At 67.4% G+C, this 16784-nt stretch carries 17 protein-coding genes and 1 pseudogene; 3 read left to right on the top strand and 15 right to left on the bottom strand.

Annotated features, from left to right (window positions below; genetic code table 11):
* Positions 1–21: 21 nt before the first annotated feature.
* From ACM6LR_RS01395 to ACM6LR_RS01385, 3 genes are all read right to left on the bottom strand, one after another.
* Complete coding sequence (locus tag ACM6LR_RS01395; RefSeq protein ID WP_414943015.1) at positions 22–486, bottom strand: DUF1707 SHOCT-like domain-containing protein; 465 nt, start codon at positions 484–486, stop codon at positions 22–24.
* 46 nt (positions 487–532) lie between these two features.
* The gene (locus ACM6LR_RS01390; RefSeq protein WP_414935735.1) at positions 533–2323 is read right to left on the bottom strand and encodes an acetyl/propionyl/methylcrotonyl-CoA carboxylase subunit alpha; all 1791 of its coding nucleotides are present in this window, start codon (positions 2321–2323) and stop codon (positions 533–535) included.
* A 150-nt stretch (positions 2324–2473) separates the two neighbouring features.
* Positions 2474–2758, bottom strand: a complete 285-nt coding sequence (locus ACM6LR_RS01385) for an SAV_915 family protein (RefSeq protein WP_414935734.1) — start codon at positions 2756–2758, stop codon at positions 2474–2476.
* A 50-nt stretch (positions 2759–2808) separates the two neighbouring features.
* On the opposite strand from ACM6LR_RS01385, the gene ACM6LR_RS01380 reads away from it, so the two are divergent.
* On the top strand, positions 2809–3525 hold the full coding sequence (locus ACM6LR_RS01380) for a hypothetical protein (protein WP_414943014.1): 717 nt from the start codon (positions 2809–2811) through the stop codon (positions 3523–3525).
* Positions 3526–3789: 264 nt separating this feature from the next.
* Here ACM6LR_RS01380 and ACM6LR_RS01375 read toward each other — a convergent pair whose 3' ends face one another.
* Both ACM6LR_RS01375 and ACM6LR_RS01370 read right to left on the bottom strand, forming a co-directional pair.
* Entirely contained in the window at positions 3790–5154 is a 1365-nt protein-coding gene (locus ACM6LR_RS01375) for a dicarboxylate/amino acid:cation symporter (protein ID WP_414943013.1), read from the bottom strand.
* 100 nt (positions 5155–5254) lie between these two features.
* On the bottom strand, positions 5255–5893 hold the full coding sequence (locus ACM6LR_RS01370; protein WP_414935730.1) for a Maf family protein: 639 nt from the start codon (positions 5891–5893) through the stop codon (positions 5255–5257).
* A 199-nt stretch (positions 5894–6092) separates the two neighbouring features.
* On the opposite strand from ACM6LR_RS01370, the pseudogene ACM6LR_RS01365 reads away from it, so the two are divergent.
* Positions 6093–6506, top strand: a pseudogene (locus ACM6LR_RS01365) (glycoside hydrolase family 3 C-terminal domain-containing protein); the annotation flags it as partial.
* A 152-nt stretch (positions 6507–6658) separates the two neighbouring features.
* Here the strand turns inward: ACM6LR_RS01365 and ACM6LR_RS01360 are convergent.
* Positions 6659–8281 (bottom strand): DHA2 family efflux MFS transporter permease subunit, encoded by a 1623-nt coding sequence (locus tag ACM6LR_RS01360; RefSeq protein WP_414943012.1) that lies wholly within the window; start codon positions 8279–8281, stop codon positions 6659–6661.
* Entirely contained in the window at positions 8262–8888 is a 627-nt protein-coding gene (locus ACM6LR_RS01355) for a PadR family transcriptional regulator (protein ID WP_414935728.1), read from the bottom strand. Before ACM6LR_RS01355 ends, ACM6LR_RS01360 begins: the two co-directional genes overlap by 20 nt.
* 160 nt (positions 8889–9048) lie before the next feature.
* Between ACM6LR_RS01355 and ACM6LR_RS01350 the strand changes: the two genes are divergently transcribed.
* Positions 9049–10428: a serine hydrolase domain-containing protein gene (locus ACM6LR_RS01350; protein ID WP_414935727.1), complete on the top strand. Its 1380-nt coding sequence runs from the start codon at positions 9049–9051 to the stop codon at positions 10426–10428.
* A gap of 6 nt (positions 10429–10434) precedes the next feature.
* Here the strand turns inward: ACM6LR_RS01350 and ACM6LR_RS01345 are convergent, their stop codons facing one another.
* The 8 genes from ACM6LR_RS01345 to ACM6LR_RS01310 all read right to left on the bottom strand — a co-directional run bounded on the left by ACM6LR_RS01345 (position 10435) and on the right by ACM6LR_RS01310 (position 16733).
* Positions 10435–10755 carry a hypothetical protein gene (locus ACM6LR_RS01345; protein WP_414935726.1) on the bottom strand — a complete coding sequence of 107 codons (321 nt, stop codon included), beginning with the start codon at positions 10753–10755 and terminating at the stop codon, positions 10435–10437.
* Positions 10752–10958: a DUF397 domain-containing protein gene (locus tag ACM6LR_RS01340; RefSeq protein ID WP_414935725.1), complete on the bottom strand. Its 207-nt coding sequence runs from the start codon at positions 10956–10958 to the stop codon at positions 10752–10754. The genes ACM6LR_RS01345 and ACM6LR_RS01340 overlap by 4 nt, the downstream gene beginning before the upstream one ends.
* Positions 10959–11167: 209 nt before the next feature.
* Positions 11168–12001, bottom strand: a complete 834-nt coding sequence (locus tag ACM6LR_RS01335; RefSeq protein WP_414935724.1) for a helix-turn-helix domain-containing protein — start codon at positions 11999–12001, stop codon at positions 11168–11170.
* A 114-nt stretch (positions 12002–12115) separates the two neighbouring features.
* The gene (locus tag ACM6LR_RS01330) at positions 12116–12334 is read right to left on the bottom strand and encodes an acyl-CoA carboxylase subunit epsilon (protein WP_414935723.1); all 219 of its coding nucleotides are present in this window, start codon (positions 12332–12334) and stop codon (positions 12116–12118) included.
* Positions 12331–13968 (bottom strand): acyl-CoA carboxylase subunit beta, encoded by a 1638-nt coding sequence (locus ACM6LR_RS01325; RefSeq protein ID WP_414935722.1) that lies wholly within the window; start codon positions 13966–13968, stop codon positions 12331–12333. Before ACM6LR_RS01325 ends, ACM6LR_RS01330 begins: the two co-directional genes overlap by 4 nt.
* 58 nt (positions 13969–14026) lie before the next feature.
* On the bottom strand, positions 14027–14689 hold the full coding sequence (locus ACM6LR_RS01320) for a response regulator (RefSeq protein WP_414943011.1): 663 nt from the start codon (positions 14687–14689) through the stop codon (positions 14027–14029).
* Positions 14686–15837: a sensor histidine kinase gene (locus ACM6LR_RS01315; RefSeq protein WP_414943010.1), complete on the bottom strand. Its 1152-nt coding sequence runs from the start codon at positions 15835–15837 to the stop codon at positions 14686–14688. Before ACM6LR_RS01315 ends, ACM6LR_RS01320 begins: the two co-directional genes overlap by 4 nt.
* A 68-nt stretch (positions 15838–15905) precedes the next feature.
* Complete coding sequence (locus ACM6LR_RS01310) at positions 15906–16733, bottom strand: SRPBCC family protein (RefSeq protein WP_414943009.1); 828 nt, start codon at positions 16731–16733, stop codon at positions 15906–15908.
* Positions 16734–16784: the final 51 nt, after the last annotated feature.

Below are 16784 nucleotides of genomic sequence, written 5' to 3'. Positions count from 1 at the left end.
CGTCCCGAGTCTACGGGCGGATCAGCCGTCCAGTTCCCGGCGGCGCTGCTTCCCGAGCTTCTTGTGGGCGTTGTCCCAGCCCTTGCCCCAGATGCCTTCGCCGACGGCGCTGATCCCGATCGGGACGAGGATGAACCACCAGGTGACGCTGGTGGTGACGATGAGTGCGATGGAGGCGATGAAGAGGATCGGCAGGAGCGCGCCCATGACCCGTTGCATCGGGGAGATGCCCGCCGACGGCGACGCCGGTTTCTCCGGTTCGCTCACGGCCGTCTTAGGTGCGTCGAAGACGGGGTGCGGTTCGGGCAGATCGAGGAAGAACGCGGACAGCTCTCCACGTGTCTTGGCGGCAGTGACCTGAGCGGACCGCTCGCCGAACTCGTCGATGTCGATCCGGCCCACGCTCAGGTGCTCGCCGAGCGCGGTCAGCGCGGACTCTCGATCCTGGTCACTGATCCGCAGCTGCGGAGACGGCGCTTCGCTCACCCTTTCGATGGTAGGCCGAGCAAGGCGCCGTCTACCACGACATTCGTCAGTCTTTCAGCTCGAACAGCTGGGTTCCCTGCGTCACCGCGGCGCCGACCTCGATCGAGAGGCCGGTCACGGTGCCCGCTTTGTGCGCGGTGACCGGGTTCTCCATCTTCATCGCCTCGAGCACGACGACCAGTTCGCCCGCTTCGACCTGCTGGCCCTCTTCGACGGCGACCTTGACGATGGTGCCCTGCATCGGCGCGGTGACCGCGTCGCCGCTCACCGCGGCCTTGGTGCCGCCCGCGCGCTTGCGCGGCTTGGCCTTGACGGCCGTGCCACCGCCACCGGCGTCGAGCGAGAACCCGCCGGGAAGCGACACCTCGAGACGACGGCCGCCGACCTCGACGACGACGTTCTGGCGGGGCTGCTCTTCTTCGGCCTCGGCGGCTTCCGGGGCGACGAACGGCTCGATCTTGTTCTCGAACTCGGTCTCGATCCAGCGGGTGTGCACGCTGAAGCCGTTCTCGTCACCGATGAAGGCCGGGTCGTCCACGATCACGCGGTGGAACGGCAAAACCGTCGCCATACCGTCGGCGACCATTTCGGCCAGCGCCCGGCGGCTGCGCTCGAGCGCGTTCTGCCGGTCCGAGCCGGTGACGATCAGCTTCGCGAGCATCGAGTCGAACTGGCCGCCGATGACGCTGCCGGACTCGACCCCCGAGTCGACGCGGACGCCGGGGCCGCTCGGCGCGACGAACTTCGTCACGGTGCCGGGCGCCGGCAGGAAGCCGCGGCCCGCGTCCTCACCGTTGATGCGGAATTCGATCGAGTGCCCGCGCGGTTCCGGGTCCTCGGTGATGCGCAGTTTCTCGCCGCGCGCGATGCGGAACATCTCGCGTACGAGGTCGAGGCCCGTGGTCTCCTCGGATACCGGGTGCTCGACCTGCAGCCGCGTGTTGACCTCGAGGAACGAGATCGTGCCGTCGACGGCGACGAGGTACTCGACGGTCCCTGCGCCGTAGTAGCCGGCCTCCTTGCAGATCGCCTTCGCGGATTCGTGGATGCGCTTGCGCTGCTCATCGGTCAGGTACGGCGCGGGCGCCTCCTCGACCAGTTTTTGGTGGCGGCGCTGCAACGAACAGTCGCGGGTGCCGACGACGATGGCGTTGCCGTGCTGGTCGGCGAGCACCTGCGCCTCGACGTGGCGCGGCTTGTCCAGGTAACGCTCGACGAAGCATTCGCCGCGGCCGAAGGCGGAGATCGCCTCACGGGTCGCGGACTCGAACAGCTCCGGGATCTCCTCGCGGGTGCGGGCGACCTTGAGACCGCGGCCGCCACCGCCGAACGCCGCCTTGATCGCGACCGGCAGGCCGTGCTCGTCGGCGAAAGCGACGATCTCGTCGGCGTTCTTGGCGGGATCCTTCGTACCGGGCACGAGGGGGGCGCCGGCCCGCAGCGCGATATGGCGCGCGGTGACCTTGTCACCGAGGTCGCGGATGGCCTGCGGGCTCGGCCCGATCCAGGTCAGCCCGGCGTCGATCACGGCCTGCGCGAAGTCCGCGTTCTCGGAGAGGAACCCGTAGCCGGGGTGGACCGAGTCCGCGCCCGACCGCTTGGCGGCGTCGAGGAGCTTGTCGAAGACGAGATAGCTCTCCGCCGCGGTGGTGCCGCCGAGAGCGAAGGCTTCGTCGGCGAGACGGACGTGGGGTGCGTCACGATCCGGATCGGCGTAGACGGCCACGCTGGTCAGCCCGGCGTCCTTCGCCGCCCTGATCACCCGTACCGCGATTTCGCCGCGGTTCGCGATCAGGATCTTGGTCACCGGACCACCTGTGCCGGCCTGCTCGGTCACGCCGTACCTCCTGCGTTCGCACGTCGGGCCGCCCCGATGCGGCTCCGCAGCAGTTTACGGAAGTTCCGGCTCTGGTTGAGTGAGAGCAAGGCCACCCGGTGACATTGTTTATATCAGTACCTCCCCGTGTCTCAGTTCTCTTGGAACGGCTTACACCAGCGCGTCGCGGTGCCGCAGTTCTTCCGGAAGGTCGGAATCGAGCACGATCAGGTCGTACGGCTGGGCCTGGTAGACCCGGCCGAGGTGCTCGGCCTTGACCAGCGCCCACGGCTGGTGCGGGCCGCAACATTCGACCAGGCGCCGCACCGTGCTGAAGGCGATCAACGCCATCCGGCCGTCCTTGGTCTCGCGAAGCTCGATCTCCGCACTCGTGAAGTCCTTCGGCCTTTTCGCCGCGGGGAGGAACAGGGCGTTGGGCAATCCGGGGTTCGTCACCGGAACAACATAGACGTGCACTCTCCGCTAGATCACTTACGCTCTCGGATATGCGGACTCAGGAAGTGCGGACGCCGCGATCCGTGCTGGTCACCGCGATGCTGGCCGTCGTGGTGACGGCGGGGGTCATCGTGGCCGTGATCCTGCTTCGCCAGCCCGATCCGGTGCCCGACGGTGAGGCCGGGGTGCCTCCGCTGCCTGATGGCGTCCCGACCGCGCCGGGGGCCAGCTGCGGCTACTCGGCCTGCCGGGAGGTCGGCGCGATGACCGTCGGAGGGGTGCCCATCGTCCTGCTGGCCGACGAAACGGGGAAGCAGGGCGTGGTCCGGATCGGGGCGGACTCGGTGTTCCCGTTGATCATCAACGACATGGGGGTCACCCTCACGGGCGATTCTTTGCGCTGTGTCGACGGCGCCACGCCGGTCTGCCTGGTGCGCGGTAAGACCGCCGACGGCTCGGCGGCTGAGTTGTTCGTCTCACGCGGCGGGATCTGGCGGGACCCCGGGAAGCCGTACTTCTCCGACGCCGGGACGATCGCCCTGAACGACGTGACCGCCGACGGGATCGCGGACGTCATCGTCGTCCGGCACGAGTGCCCCGACGCGCAGTCCGGATCGGCCCGGTGCCAGGCGGCGCCGGTGCTCGCGGAGGTCTACGACGTCGCCAGCGGCTCGGTGGGCTGCACGCGCCGGTACACCGCGCCCTCGGAACTGAGAGGCTGGCCGGATGTCCGGCTGACCCGCGCCGACCTGCGGACCTGTCCCTGAGGCGGTAGCAAGGGACCTTTGCTATCGCTTGCTGAGCATGGCTAAGTAACCAGGCTGAAGTGCCGCTGGTCAGCGCGGCCGTTGGTAATCCGGACTCAATACCGCTAGTGACCCGCGTCAATGAAGGAATTGGGACACTCAACGTCCCAATTCCTTCATCGTCAACCGCACACGGCGACCAATAGCCCCCTGGCCTGCAAGACGTCGACTTTGCCGGGACCCTGGAGCTAGGGGCAAGGACTGGGGACCTTCATGTACTGAGAACTACTTGGCACCAGTCGCGGCGGGTTCCTTTTCGAAGGAGGTGGTGGCCGCTTCGCCGTTGTCGGTGGGCGAAGGGTCTGTCGGCGAGTTGAGGACTTCGTCGTCCAGCAAGCCTTCGCTGCGGGCGACGACGACCGGCACGACGATCTGGCCCGCGACGTTGGTCGCGGTCCGGATCATGTCCATGATCGGGTTCACCGAGTAGATCAGCGCGATCCCGAGCGCGACCTGCGCCGGGTCGAGCCCGATGACCGACGCGGTCAGGGTCAGCGCGGCCAGCCAGCCGGTGACACCCGCGGTCGCCAGCGCCCCGAACACCGCGGCCGCGACAATTCCGAGGTACTGCCAGAAGTTCAGCGAAACGCCGGACAGGTTCGCGATGAAGATCGCGCCGATCGCGGGGAACACCGCCGCGCAGCCGTCCATCTTCGTGGCGCTCGCCAGCGGAGTCGCGAAGCCGGCGTACCCGGGCTGGACACCCAGGTTCACCGCGGCCTGGCGGGTCAGCGGCAGCGTGGCGCCCGAGGACGACGACGCGAACGCGAACTGGATCGCCGTGCCGGCCTTGGAGAAGAACTGCAGCGGGCTGACCTTCGCCACGAACTGCAGCAGGATCGGGTACACCACCAGAAGCACCAGGAAGCAGCCGACGTACACCGCGAGAGTGGCGGTGAGCAGCGGCTTGAACAGCGAGTCACCGTAGGTCGACACGGCCTTGCCGATCAGGCCGATGATGCCGATCGGGGCCAGGCGCACGATCCAGCCGAGGTAGCGCTGGATGATCTCGAAAACGCTGGTCGTGAAGTCGACGAACGGCTTCGCCTTGTCGCCGAGGCTGTAGGCGGCCGCACCGATCAGAACGGCGAGGAACAGCACCTGAAGCGTCTCGCCCTCGGTGAAGGCGGTGAAGAAGTTCTTCGGCAGCAACCCGTTGATGAAGTCGCTCCACGATCCCCAAGTGGCCTTGGCGGCCTTGTCCGTGTTCTTCGCGGTCGCGGCGACGCCTTCGCCGAGACCGCCGCTGCCCGGGTTGAACAGCTTCGCGACGGCGATGCCGATCAAGGACGCGATGAACGAGGTGATCGCGAACCACAGGACGGTCTTGCCACCCAGCCGGGCGGCCTTCTTGCCACCGCCGAGGTTGCGCAGGCTGCTGATGCCGACCACGATCGCCGTGAAGACCAGCGGGATCACCGCGATCTGCAGCAGTGTCGTGAAGATCGTGCCGATCTGGGCAAGCAGTTCGGTCAGCCAGCTCGCTTCGGTGCTCCTGGCGAGGACGCCGAGGAGGGCACCCACGACGAGCGAGCCGAGGACTGCCACCGCGAAGACTTTTGGCCTGGTGTAGGTCCGAATGAAAGACACGGGGCGACTCCGGTGCGTGAAAGTTTCCTGATTGGCCGAACGTGAAGAACGTTCGGCGAGGCAGGACTCTTCCGGATCACCCGATCGCGTGGGAGCTGTCTCAGGATGCGGGACGCGTCCAGAGATCGATGACGCTCACGCCGACCTCGGCCAGCAGCCGCCGGGTCAGCGGCAGGCTGATCCCGATGACGCTGGAGAAGTCGCCGTCGATGCCCTCGATGAACCAGCCGCCCCGGCCGTCCAGCGTGAAACCGCCCGCCACCTGAAGTGGTTCTCCGGACGCGATATAGGCGTCGATTTCTTCCTGTGACGGTGTGCCGAAGCGAACAGTGGTTCCTTCGGTTCCTGACGTTTCCTTCGTCTTCTCGCCGTTCTCGACGCGGATGATCGCGTGCCCGGTCAGAAGTTCACCGGATTTGCCCGCCATCGACGCCCAGCGCTCGCGCGCGGCCTCCGGCGTGATCGGCTTCCCGACCATTTCGCCGTTGATCGACAACATCGAATCGCAGCCCACGATGACCATGTCGGCGCTTCCGTCGTGAGATCCGACGAGCGTCTCGAAAACCGCCTCGGCCTTCGCGACGGCGAGCGCACGGACCAGCTCGACTGGAGCCGGGTCGGTCAGGGACGCGGCCACCGCGTCCTCGTCGACGCCGGAGACGACGACGCTCGGGTCGAAACCGGCGGAACGCAGGACGCCGAGGCGGGCGGGGGACTGGGAAGCGAGGACGAAACGCACCTGCAGGAAGGTACTCGATCGACCTCCGAGGAGCCTGTCGCCCGATTGTGACCTGGGACACTCGCCTCTGGAGCTAGTTTGTTGTGGCGCGCAACATATGGATTGTTCGAGCTACAGAGGAAACAATGCCGTCTCACCTCCGCGTCAGAGGATCACTTCGCACGACGCAAACCACTGTGCTCGCAGGCCTGCTCCTTGCCGGTTCGGCGCTGGCCCCGATGGCGTCCGCAGCTACCGGGTCGCGGTCGCAGTGGTAGGGGAAACGCCGTACGCCGAAGGGCAGGGAGACCGCCCGAACGGCTTCGGGCTCGACGCGGAAGACCTCGCCGCGATCGCCAAATCGAAGAGTTCCGGGGTCCCGGTCGTCGTGGTGACCGTGTCCGGGCGTCCGCTCGACATCGCTCCGCAACTGACGGGCTTCAGCGGTCTCGTCGCGGCCTGGCTGCCGGGCAGTGAAGGCGCCGGTGTCGCCGATGTCCTCTACGGCGACTACAACCCGACCGGGAAACTGACGTTCGGCTGGCTGACCAGTGCGGCTCAGGAACCGGTGAACGTCGGCGACGGCAAGAGGGCGCTGTTCCCGTACGGCTTCGGCCTGCGGTACCGCCGATAGGAAGCTTCCGCCCTCCCGCGGATGAGATGAAGGGGCCTTTCGTCGCGAAATCCGCGACGAAAGGCCCCTTCACCGCGCCGGTGGCAACGCAATTAGTCGACTACTTGCGAAAGCACGTGGCACGCAAGTAGTCGACTAATTGCGAAGGAGGGTCAGGCGGCGGTGGTGGCGGTCGCCGCAGCCGGGGCCGGTGCGGGAATCCGCGGCACCGGGCGCCGCATCGTCAGTGCCGCCAGCACGCCCAGCAGCAGCACGGCCGCCGGCAGCAGCAGAGTCACCCTGGCGGCATCGGTCAGTCCATTGTGGACGGCTTCGAGCGCGAGCCGCTGAGCCTGCTTCGCCACCTCGGCGGGAAGCCCCGGAATGGACGCCTGTCCGGACGAGCCGAACTCCCCGGTCGATTCCGCGGCCTTCGCGATTCCTTCCACGAACGGCGCGCGGTACTGCTCCGGCAAAGCGGTCGTCGCCGCCGCCGTCGCCGCCTCGTCGGCGATCGACGCGCTGATCCGTGCCTGTAACAGCACGCCAACGGCGGCACTGCCGAGCACGCCGCCGACCTGCCGGGCGGTGTTGAAGATGCCCGACGCGGTCCCGACGAGCCGCGGCTCCACCGAACTCATCGCCAGGTTGCCCATCGGCGCGAAGATGAACCCGATCCCGGCACCCGCCACCAGCAGCGCCGGGGTGAGCGCCCACGCGTTCGTGTCGGCCCGCGCGATCAGCGCGACGAGAGCCATCCCGGTGGCGAGCGCGGTCAGCCCGATGATGAGCAGGACCTTGCCGCTGACCTTGTCCGAAGCGCGCCCCACGAACGGGCCGATCAGGCCGGCCAGCAACGACATCGGCGCGAACAACAGGCCGGACATCGTCGGCGATTCGCCGAGGACGGCCTGGAAGTAGATCACCAGCGGCAGGAACAGGCCGGTCATCGCGAAGCCGACGGTGGCCGACGTCAGCGCGCCGGCCGAGAAGTTGCGATTCGCGAAGACACTCAGCGGCAGCAATGGTTCGTCGCGGTTGAATCGTTGCCACATCACGAAAGCGATCAGCAGGGCGAGTCCGGCGCCGATGATCTCGAATACGGTGATCGGGCCGAGTGCGCGTCCCCAGTCGTAGTGCTGTCCATTTTGGACTCCGTACACCACGAGGAACAACCCCGCGCCGGAGAGCAGGATTCCTGGCACGTCGAAGGAATGCGAGTGTTTCGGCTGCCAGTCCGGCACCTTGAGCAGTGCCAGCGCGAACGCGACCACGCCGACCGGCAGGTTGACGAAGAAGATCCATTCCCAGCCGAGGTGGTCGACGAGCACACCGCCGAGCAGTGGCCCGACGATCGCCGCGATCCCGGCGACACCGCTCCAGAGTCCCATGGCGGGACCGCGTTTCGACGGCGGGAACAGGTGGCTGATGAACGCCAAGGTCTGTGGCGTCATCAAGGCAGCGCCGAGTCCCTGCACCGCGCGGGCCGCGATGAGCATCTCGACCGATCCGGAAAGGCCGCACCACAACGAGGCGAGCGTGAACACCACGAGGCCCACCAGGTAGACCCGTTTCGGGCCGAACCGGTCGCCGAGTCGGCTGGCGAACAGCATCGGCACCGCGTAGGCGAGCAGGTAGACGCTGATCACCCAGACGATCGCGTTCAGCCCGGCGTCGAGTTCGCGCAGCATGGCGGGAATCGCGGTCGAAACAATCGTGGTGTCCAGCAGGATCATGAAGAAACCCAGGCACAGTGCGGAAAGCGCGGCCCAGGGGTTAGCTTGTCTTGCGTTCATCGGTGGCTTCCTCGGTGACCAGGTTCAAGTTCGGCATGCAGTGGTCCTGGAATCGGATGCGGCCGGATTCCAGGTCGTCGATCAGTTTTTGGGTCCACTCGAGTTCGAAGGCCCGGCGCGCGGTGGCATAGGACCAGTCGAGCCAGTAGACCTCGGGGAGTTCGTGCTCTTCGACCAGGCTTTGGAGCACGACCTTGTCGGCGGCGGCGGAGGCCTGGAGTCGCAGCACCCGGTGCTTGAGCTGGGTGATCGACATCTCCGGGCCCAGTTCGTCGATGATGGCGAGCGCGCTGAGGTACTCGGGGAACTCCTCGGCCGGAGTGCTCAGCATGTCCTGCGCGCGGTCGACGAACTCGTCGCGACCCGCGTCTGTCATCGCGTAGACGGTGCGTTCGGGGCGTTTCCCGTCCCGTTGTGTCTCGACGATCTCGACGAAACCGTTCTGCTGTAAGCGATCCACCGCATGGTAGAGCGATCCGGCCTTCACTTTGACACGGGTGCTGACGTAGCGCTCCTTCATCAGCTGTGCCATCTCGTACGGATGCATGGGCCGCTCGTGGAGGAGTTCCAGCACCGCCATGGCGAGCGGGGTGAGCTTCGCGGCCATCCATGGTCCTCTCGGAAGATTCCGTGTCGATTATTCCGCGTGGACTATATGACGGGACTCGGCCACCGGCAAGTGAACTTCCCTGGTTGCGCACGCCGATCGCTTAGGCGTACAGTGTGCGCAAGGCGAGAGCGACGTACGCACGACCGAGAGGAAGATCATGACGAACACCGTGAACTGGGACGCCGGACGCTGGCAGGCCAGGCTGGACGAGCTCCGCGCGGCCCATCACGTTCCGGGCGCGGTCCTCGCGATCCTGGTGGACGGCGAGATCCACGAACTCGCGAGTGGCGTCCTGCACCGCGGAACCGGTGTCGAGACGACGACCGATTCGGTGTTCCAGCTCGGTTCGATCGCCAAGATCTACACCGCCACCCTGGTCATGCGGCTGGCCGAAACCGGCGAACTGGACCTCGACGCACCGGTCGCCGGGGTGCTGCCGGAGTTCGAGACGATCGATCCCGAGGCGACCAAAACGATCACCGTCCGGCAGTTGCTGAGCCACACCAGCGGCCTCACCTGCGACTTCCACCTCGACACCGGACGGGGTGACGACTGCATCGCCCGCTTCGTCGAGGCGAGCAAGGGCATCGCGATGGACTGCCCACCGGGGACCGCGGTGTCCTACAGCAGCGTCGGTTTCCAGGTGCTCGGCCGCATCGTCGAGGTCCTGACCGGGTTGACCTGGGATCAGGCGTTGAAGGAGCTGATCTTCACGCCGCTCGGGCTGAAGCAGTCGATGACCTTGCCCGAGGAAGCCCTGAGTTTCCGCGCGGCGATGAGTCATCTCGGCGAGCCGGGGCGGGACCCGGAGCCCGCACCCGCCTGGGATCTGATGCCGCGGTCGTCGGGACCGGGCGCGCGGGTCATCGCCTCCGCCGGTGACGTCGTCCGGCTCGCGCGAATGCATCTCGACGGTGGTCTCGCGCCCGACGGGACCCGTGTCCTGGCGCCGGAAACGGTGGGGGCGATGCAGCGCCGCGAGACCGATGTCCCCGACAAGTGGACGGTCAGTGCGGACGGCTGGGGGCTCGGCTGGACGCTCTACGACTGGGACGGCACGGCCGGCTTCGGCCATGACGGCGCGGCCATCGGGCAGTACGCGTATCTGCGGGTGGTCCCGTCGGCGGGCGTGGCCGTCGCACTGGTGACCAACGGCGGCGGCGCCAGGCAGCTTTACGCGGCCCTGTTCCGTGAGCTGCTCGACGAGTTCGCCGATGTCCGGATTCCCGGCGCCTTCGCGCCGCCCGCCGAACCGCCGGTCGTGGATCTGGCGCGGTTCGCGGGTGTCTATCGGCGCGAAGGTGTGGTCATCACGGTGACCGAAGACCGGAAACTGACGTACGAGTTCGTCGACGGGATGAAGGACTTCTCGCCGGCGCTGGACATGGACCTGGTCCCCGTCACGGAGACGGTGTTCGCCGCCTCAGGCGCCGGCCCGTCGTTCAGTGAGGACTGGATGCCCGTGGTGTTCTCGACGCTTTCGAGCGGCACGGAATGCGTCTACATCGGGATGCGCGCGGCCCCCAAGGTCGCCTAGTTCGAGCTAGTTGAGTCGTCTCGGCCCGATTTCGCGTTCGAGGAAGCGGTGGTATTCGATGGCCGCGATCGAATCCTCCAGCTGTTCGAACGTCGGGGCGGGGAGCGCGCCGTTGAAGACGATCGTCAGGCTCTTTCGCGGGATGTTGATGACGTACGGATCGACACCGAGTTCTTCGCAGTGCTCGCGAAGCACGGCCGTCCAGTGCTCCAGGTCCTCGTCCTCGCCGAGATGCTCCCACCGCGCGACGATCCAGTTGCCGTTGATCAGCTGGCCCGCCATCTCCCGCGGATCATGGACCATGTACGGCTCGGCGACGTCGTTCATCGACCCAAGTGATCGAGCAAGGCGGCGAAGGACGCGGCCGGGAGCACCAGGATCGGCCGGGTCTCGTCCGGCAGTGCCCACTGTTTGGTGTCTCGGATGCCGACCAGACCGGGCAGTCCGCCGACCTCCACGCAGGCGTTCTCTTCCCAGTGCGTGTAGGTCGACTTGTGCCAGTCGGTCATGCGTTCGTGCCAGGTGGTCATCGGAGTCGCCCTTTCCCGAGTGACTGTTTCGGCAAGTAGACGGGTTGCGCGGAGGCAAAGTTGTCAATTTCGAGTGATCTACCGCTGCTGGTCTGCGAACGGTCCTGGAAGGCCCCCGAGATCGCGCTCGGCGCAGAAAAGGGGACCTTCACCGACAGCTGCTTTACTCAAGATGCACTCTCAGGGTGCATAGCGCCAAGAGTCCTTGGTCACTGGAGTGATTCAGTCGCGAGCCGTCGGTAGTCATCCGCGATCCGGGCCAGATGCGAGCACGCGACACCGTCGTAAGTGGCGTAGCGCTCGACTTCGGCGAAGTTCTTCTCGTAGTCGGCGACTTCGCGTTCGTCCGTGACGAGCGCCGTCGCCGTCTGCGTGCCGAGGAGCACCGCGCGCGAGTCGTAGATGTCGAAACCGTGGAGAACGGGGACCGACACCGGCGCGGTCCACGGGATCACGCCCAGCCGCACCCGCCCTCGGCGGGACAGGTCGATGAGATGGCCGAGCTGGGCCAGCATGGTCGCCGCCCCGCCCATGTTCCAGCGCAGGGCGCCTTCAGTCAGCACGAAGTGGAATTCACGGTTCGAATGGAGGATCCGCTGGCGCTCCAGCCGGGCCTCGACCGTCTGATCGCGTTCGCCGTCCGGCAGGGAATCACCGAACAGCGCGGTGATGTAGTCGCGGGTCTGCAGCAGGCCGAACACGATCGTCGGCTGGAAGCTCCGGATCCGGGCGGACGCCGACTCGATCTTGCCGATCCGCTGCTGCATCCGCCAGGCGCCCCGCTGGAAGACGACGCGGGCAGGCGACGCTTCTTCGCGGAGGTCGCGGGTGATCGCGACCAGTGCCCGCCGGACTTTCGCGGGCGCGCCGTAGGCCCGGCACAGTGCGACGACCTGATCCTCGGTCGGCATGAACGCGCCGGTTTCGACCCGCGAGACCTTGGACTGGCTGAGGCCGGTCAGGCTCGCCGCCTCGGTACCGGACAGCCCGGCGGCTTTGCGCAGACGGCGCAGTTCGGTGGAAAGATGGTCCTGGTTCGTCACGCACGGCTTTCTGGGGCGTATCGGCTCGAAGGCCCGGCAAACCAGACGAGCCGGTCTGCCAGGCCTGTCACGATAGCCCGCGGAATCGGATCCGCGCTGTTCGACGGGGTCGCGTCAGCGAGGGAGCGCCGAAGCCCGCCAGGCCCCTTCGCTGGGGGAAAGCGGGGCCCGGACGAGAGAGGCCTTGTCCGCCCACCACGAATCCCGTTTCGGCGACGGCTCCGGTGCCCGCGCGCTCGCCGCCACCGCGACGACGGCGGTCAACGCGGCGAGTTCGGCGTCGCTCGGATTGCCGCGGACGACCCGCAACAGCGGGGTTTCGGGCGCGGTCACAGCGGGATGTTCCCGTGCTTCTTGGGCGGTAGCGTCTCTCGTTTGCCCTGGAGCAGCGCGAGCGCCTTCGTGATGTGACCACGGGTATGGGCGGGCACGATCACCGAATCGACGTAACCGCGCTCGGCCGCCGCGTACGGGTTCAGGAGGGTGTCCTCGTACTCCTGGATCAGCTCGGCCCGCAGCGCGTCGACGTCCTTGCCGTCGGCGGCGGCCGCGGCGAGCGTCTTGCGGTGGACGATGTTCGCCGCGCCCTGCGCGCCCATGACCGCGACCTGCGCGGTCGGCCAGGCCAGGTTGACGTCCGCGCCGAGGTGCTTCGAACCCATGACGTCGTACGCGCCGCCGTACGCCTTGCGGGTGATGACGGTGACCAGCGGGACGGTCGCTTCGGCGTAGGCGTAGATCAGCTTCGCACCGCGCCGGATGATGCCGTTCCACTCCTGGTCGGTGCCGGGCAGGAAGCCGGGGACGTCGACGAAGGTCAGGACCGGGATGTTGAACGCGTCGCAGGTGCGCACGAACCGCGCGGCCTTCTCGGAGGCGTCGATGTCGAGGCAACCGGCGAACTGGGTCGGCTGGTTCGCCACGATGCCGACGCTGCGCCCGTCCACCCGGCCGAAGCCGACCAGGATGTTGGGCGCGAACAGTTCGTGCACCTCGAGGAAGTCACCGTCGTCGACGATGCGGTTGATGACCTCGTGCATGTCGTACGGCTGGTTCGGCGAGTCCGGGATGAGCGTGTCCAGCTCGCGATCGGACTCGGTGACATCGTCGAAGAAGCCACCGGCACGCGTGTCGGTCTCGAAGAGCGGAGCTTCGGACAGGTTGTTCGCGGGGAGGAACGAGAGCAGTTCCTTGACGTACGCGATCGCGTCCTCGTCGTCGGAGCCGAGGTAGTGCGCGACGCCCGAACGGGTGTTGTGCGTGCGCCCGCCGCCGAGTTCCTCGAAGGTGACCTCTTCGCCGGTCACGGTCTTCACGACGTCCGGGCCGGTGATGAACATGTGCGAGGTCTTGTCGACCATCACCACGAAGTCGGTCAGCGCGGGGGAGTAGACGTGCCCGCCCGCGTTGGCGCCCATGATCAGCGAGATCTGCGGGATGACGCCGGAAGCCTTGACGTTGCGGTTGAAGATCTCGCCGTACAGCCCGAGCGAGACGACGCCTTCCTGGATGCGCGCGCCACCGCCCTCGTTGATGCCGACGATCGGGCGGCCGGTCTTGATCGCCAGGTCCATCACCTTGACGATCTTTTCGCCGTACACTTCGCCGAGCGAACCGCCGAAGACGGTGACGTCCTGGCTGAACACGCACACCGGGCGGCCGTCGACGGTGCCGTAGCCGGTGACGACGCCGTCGCCGTAGGGCCGGTTCTTCTCCTGGCCGAAGTTGACCGAGCGGTGCTTCGCCAGCTCGTCGAGTTCGACGAACGAGCCTTCGTCCAGCAGCAGGTCGATCCGCTCGCGAGCGGTCTTCTTGCCCTTGGCGTGCTGTTTCTCCACCGCCCTCGCGGAACCCGCGTGCACCGCCTCGTCGTATCGGCGGTACAGGTCGGCCAGCTTGCCGGCCGTGGTGTGGATGTCCGGTTCGTCCTCGGGCGGCGTCCCGAGCGGCTCCGTCGCACTGCTCATGAATCCGCAGCCTAGCTACTCAGCGGTCACTTCGCGTGTGGCGTAGGCAACGTCCGGACTACAGCGCGGCCCGCACCAGACCGGATTCGTAGGCCGCGATCACCAGCTGCGCCCGGTCCCGTGCCGCGAGTTTGTGCAGGAGATGGCCGATATGCGTCTTCACCGTCGCCAGTCCGAGATGCAGCGTGCCGGCGATCTCGTCGTTCGACAGGCCACGCGCGATCAGGCTCAGGACCTCGCGTTCGCGCGTGGTGATGTTGTCGAGCGAGGCCGCGACGCGCTGGCCGGGGTCGGGCAGCCGGGCGAACTCGGCGATGAGCCTTCGCGTGATCGAAGGCGCGAGCAGTCCTTCGCCCGCCGCGACGACCCGGATCGCGGTCAGCAGCTCGGCGGGCGGGGTGTCCTTCAACAGGAAGCCGCTCGCACCCGCGCGCAGTGCCGAATAGACGTAGGCGTCGAGGTCGAAAGTCGTCAGCATCAGCACGTGGACGCCTTCGGTGGCGGTCGACGCGCAGATCCGCCGGGTCGCTTCGATCCCGTCCAGTTCCGGCATGCGGACGTCCATCAGCACGACGTCGGGGCGTTCCTTCTCGGCCAGTTCAGCGGCCTCCACGCCGTTTTCCGCCTCACCGACGACCTCGAAGTCCGGAGCGCTGTCGACGAGCACGCGGAAACTGCCGCGCAGCAACGCCTGGTCGTCGGCGATCAGTACGCGGATCATCGTGTCCCCACTTCCTCGGTGGCGTACGGCAGCCGCGCGAACACCCGGAATCCCCCAGCGGGCAGTGGCCCCGCTTCGAAGTCACCACCGTAGACCGCGACGCGCTCGCGCATGCCGATCAAACCGTGCCCGCCGACGGTCGTGGCCGAGCCCTCGCCGCGTCCGTCGTCGACGATCTCGACGCTGATTTCGCCGGGGCCCTCGGTGATCGTGACCCGGCAGGTCGACGGCCCCGCGTGCTTCACGACGTTGGTCACCGCCTCCTGCGTGATGCGGTAGACGGAAAGCGCGACGCCTTCGGGAAGCTCGTCCACCACCTCGCCGGTCAGCTCGACCCGTACTCCGGCCTGCCCGGCGCGTTCGGCGAGGGTCCGCAGATCGGCGAGTTTCGGCGCGGGGCCGAGCGCGGCCTCGGGCGTACCGTCGCCGGAGCGGAGGACGCCGAGCATCCGCCGGAGTTCGACGAGGGTTTCGCGGCTGGTGAGTTCGATGACCCGCAACGCTTCGCGTGCTTCTTCGGGTTGTTCCTTCGCGACGTGGTTGCCGACGGCCGCTTTGACGGCGATCAGGCTCATGCTGTGTGCGACGACGTCGTGCATCTCGCGGGCGATGCGCAGCCGTTCGTCGGAGACCGCCTGATCGGCGTGGGCCTCGGTGAGCAGGGCGAGGTTCGCCTGTCGTTGGCGCGCCGTCCAGCCCAGCGCCCACGAGCCGACCACCCCGCCGCCCGCGAACGCGATCGACGCGAACGTGGAGGGCCCGAGCCGCACGACTTCGAGGACCGCGACGACGAGCAGGCCGAGGCCCAAGGCGATCAGCGAGCGGGCTCGCGGGTATTCCAGTGCCAGGGTGTACAGGGCGCAAGCCATGGCCAGGATCGCGGCCGGGCCCAGCCCGTTGCCGGCGAGGACGGCCGGGGTCAGACTGAGCAGGCCGACGCCGTAGGCCGCCACGGGCCAGTGCCTTCGCACCACGATCGCGATCGCGCACGCGGCGACCGTCGCCCAGGCGAGCCACATCGGGATGGCGACGGCGAACGTCCACGTCTTCGCGGCGAGGTTCCCGCCGACGGACACCACCAGCACCAGCGCGACGATCACGTCGAGGACGTGCGGCACCCGGCCGGGGAGCGTGGACGGCGGTTCCATACGGCGAACCTAGCCGGGCGGACGACTTGCGCGCGTCCGTCCGGCGGAGGTCATCCCCAGGGTGGAGATCAGCTCCCGTGCGCCGCCGCGAAGAACTGCTTCAGCTTCTCGCGCCAGCTTCGCAGCGCCTCGGCTACGACGTCGTCTTGTCCGCCGGGGACCGTTTGGGTCACCTCGACCATGGTCCCTTCGAGTTCGGAGTGGGTGAATTCCCAGCGGACGACGCCCCCTCGCGGCACGGAGAACTCCAGCAGCCGTGGCGGTTCCTCGCGTGTGACCGTGCCGGGGCCGATCGCCGCCCGTTCCGGGGTGAGCAGTGCCCAGACGTCGTCGAGTGGCTTCCAGATCAGGTCGCGGCGGAAGCGGATCACCTTGCCGTCATCGGTTTCCAGGACTTCGCCGTCCGCGAGCCCGAATTCCTCGACGTAGGCCTCGATGGGGCCGACCCAGTCCTCGGGCTGTTCGTACTCTTCGCCGTCGAGCAGCGCGATGAGTGCGACGAGGCAGCTGTCCCAGCCGGCGGCCGTGCGGCCGGCCGCGATCCTGGCGATGGCGGGTTCACCCCGGCCGAACGTATGCGTGAAAAGCAGCCTGCTGCCTTCATCCTCCGGGGTGATCTCCCAGCGGAGGACGTCTTCGTTCCAGCTGAACGCGAAGACGCGAGGCTCGTCGGCTTCGAGGACTTTGCCCACTGTCGGGGTCTTTTCACCCTCGAAGGTGAACTCGATGGTTCCGCCGGGGCGCAGGTCGACGGTGACCGCGGCGGGGAACCATTTCGCGAGCTCCGAAGGCTCGGTCACCGCCCGCCAGACACGCTCGGGACTGTGTGCGAGCCGCCGTTCGAGGCGGAGCGCGGGACGTTCTCCGACGGTCTCCAGCCGGGCGCGATCGGTCACGGTTACCTCCTAAAGTGCCGTTAGGGGAATATAACCGCAAGGGAATATTAG

The sequence above is a fragment of the Amycolatopsis sp. cmx-11-32 genome (genome assembly GCF_047608695.1).
GTDB lineage: Bacteria > Actinomycetota > Actinomycetes > Mycobacteriales > Pseudonocardiaceae > Amycolatopsis.
Note: the sequence above shows the minus strand (reverse complement) of the source record. Positions and strands in the feature narration are given on the sequence as shown.

Excerpts from the sequence above, each read along its gene's own strand:
- ACM6LR_RS01380 (WP_414943014.1), top strand. The coding sequence starts at position 2,809 with ATGCGGACTCAGGAAGTGCGGACGCCGCGATCCGTGCTGGTCACCGCG.
- ACM6LR_RS01360 (WP_414943012.1), bottom strand. The coding sequence starts at position 8,281 with ATGAACGCAAGACAAGCTAACCCCTGGGCCGCGCTTTCCGCACTGTGC.
- ACM6LR_RS01355 (WP_414935728.1), bottom strand. The coding sequence starts at position 8,888 with ATGGCCGCGAAGCTCACCCCGCTCGCCATGGCGGTGCTGGAACTCCTC.
- ACM6LR_RS01350 (WP_414935727.1), top strand. The coding sequence starts at position 9,049 with ATGACGAACACCGTGAACTGGGACGCCGGACGCTGGCAGGCCAGGCTG.
- ACM6LR_RS01345 (WP_414935726.1), bottom strand. The coding sequence starts at position 10,755 with ATGAACGACGTCGCCGAGCCGTACATGGTCCATGATCCGCGGGAGATG.
- ACM6LR_RS01340 (WP_414935725.1), bottom strand. The coding sequence starts at position 10,958 with ATGACCACCTGGCACGAACGCATGACCGACTGGCACAAGTCGACCTAC.
- ACM6LR_RS01325 (WP_414935722.1), bottom strand. The coding sequence starts at position 13,968 with ATGAGCAGTGCGACGGAGCCGCTCGGGACGCCGCCCGAGGACGAACCG.
- ACM6LR_RS01320 (WP_414943011.1), bottom strand. The coding sequence starts at position 14,689 with ATGATCCGCGTACTGATCGCCGACGACCAGGCGTTGCTGCGCGGCAGT.
- ACM6LR_RS01315 (WP_414943010.1), bottom strand. The coding sequence starts at position 15,837 with ATGGAACCGCCGTCCACGCTCCCCGGCCGGGTGCCGCACGTCCTCGAC.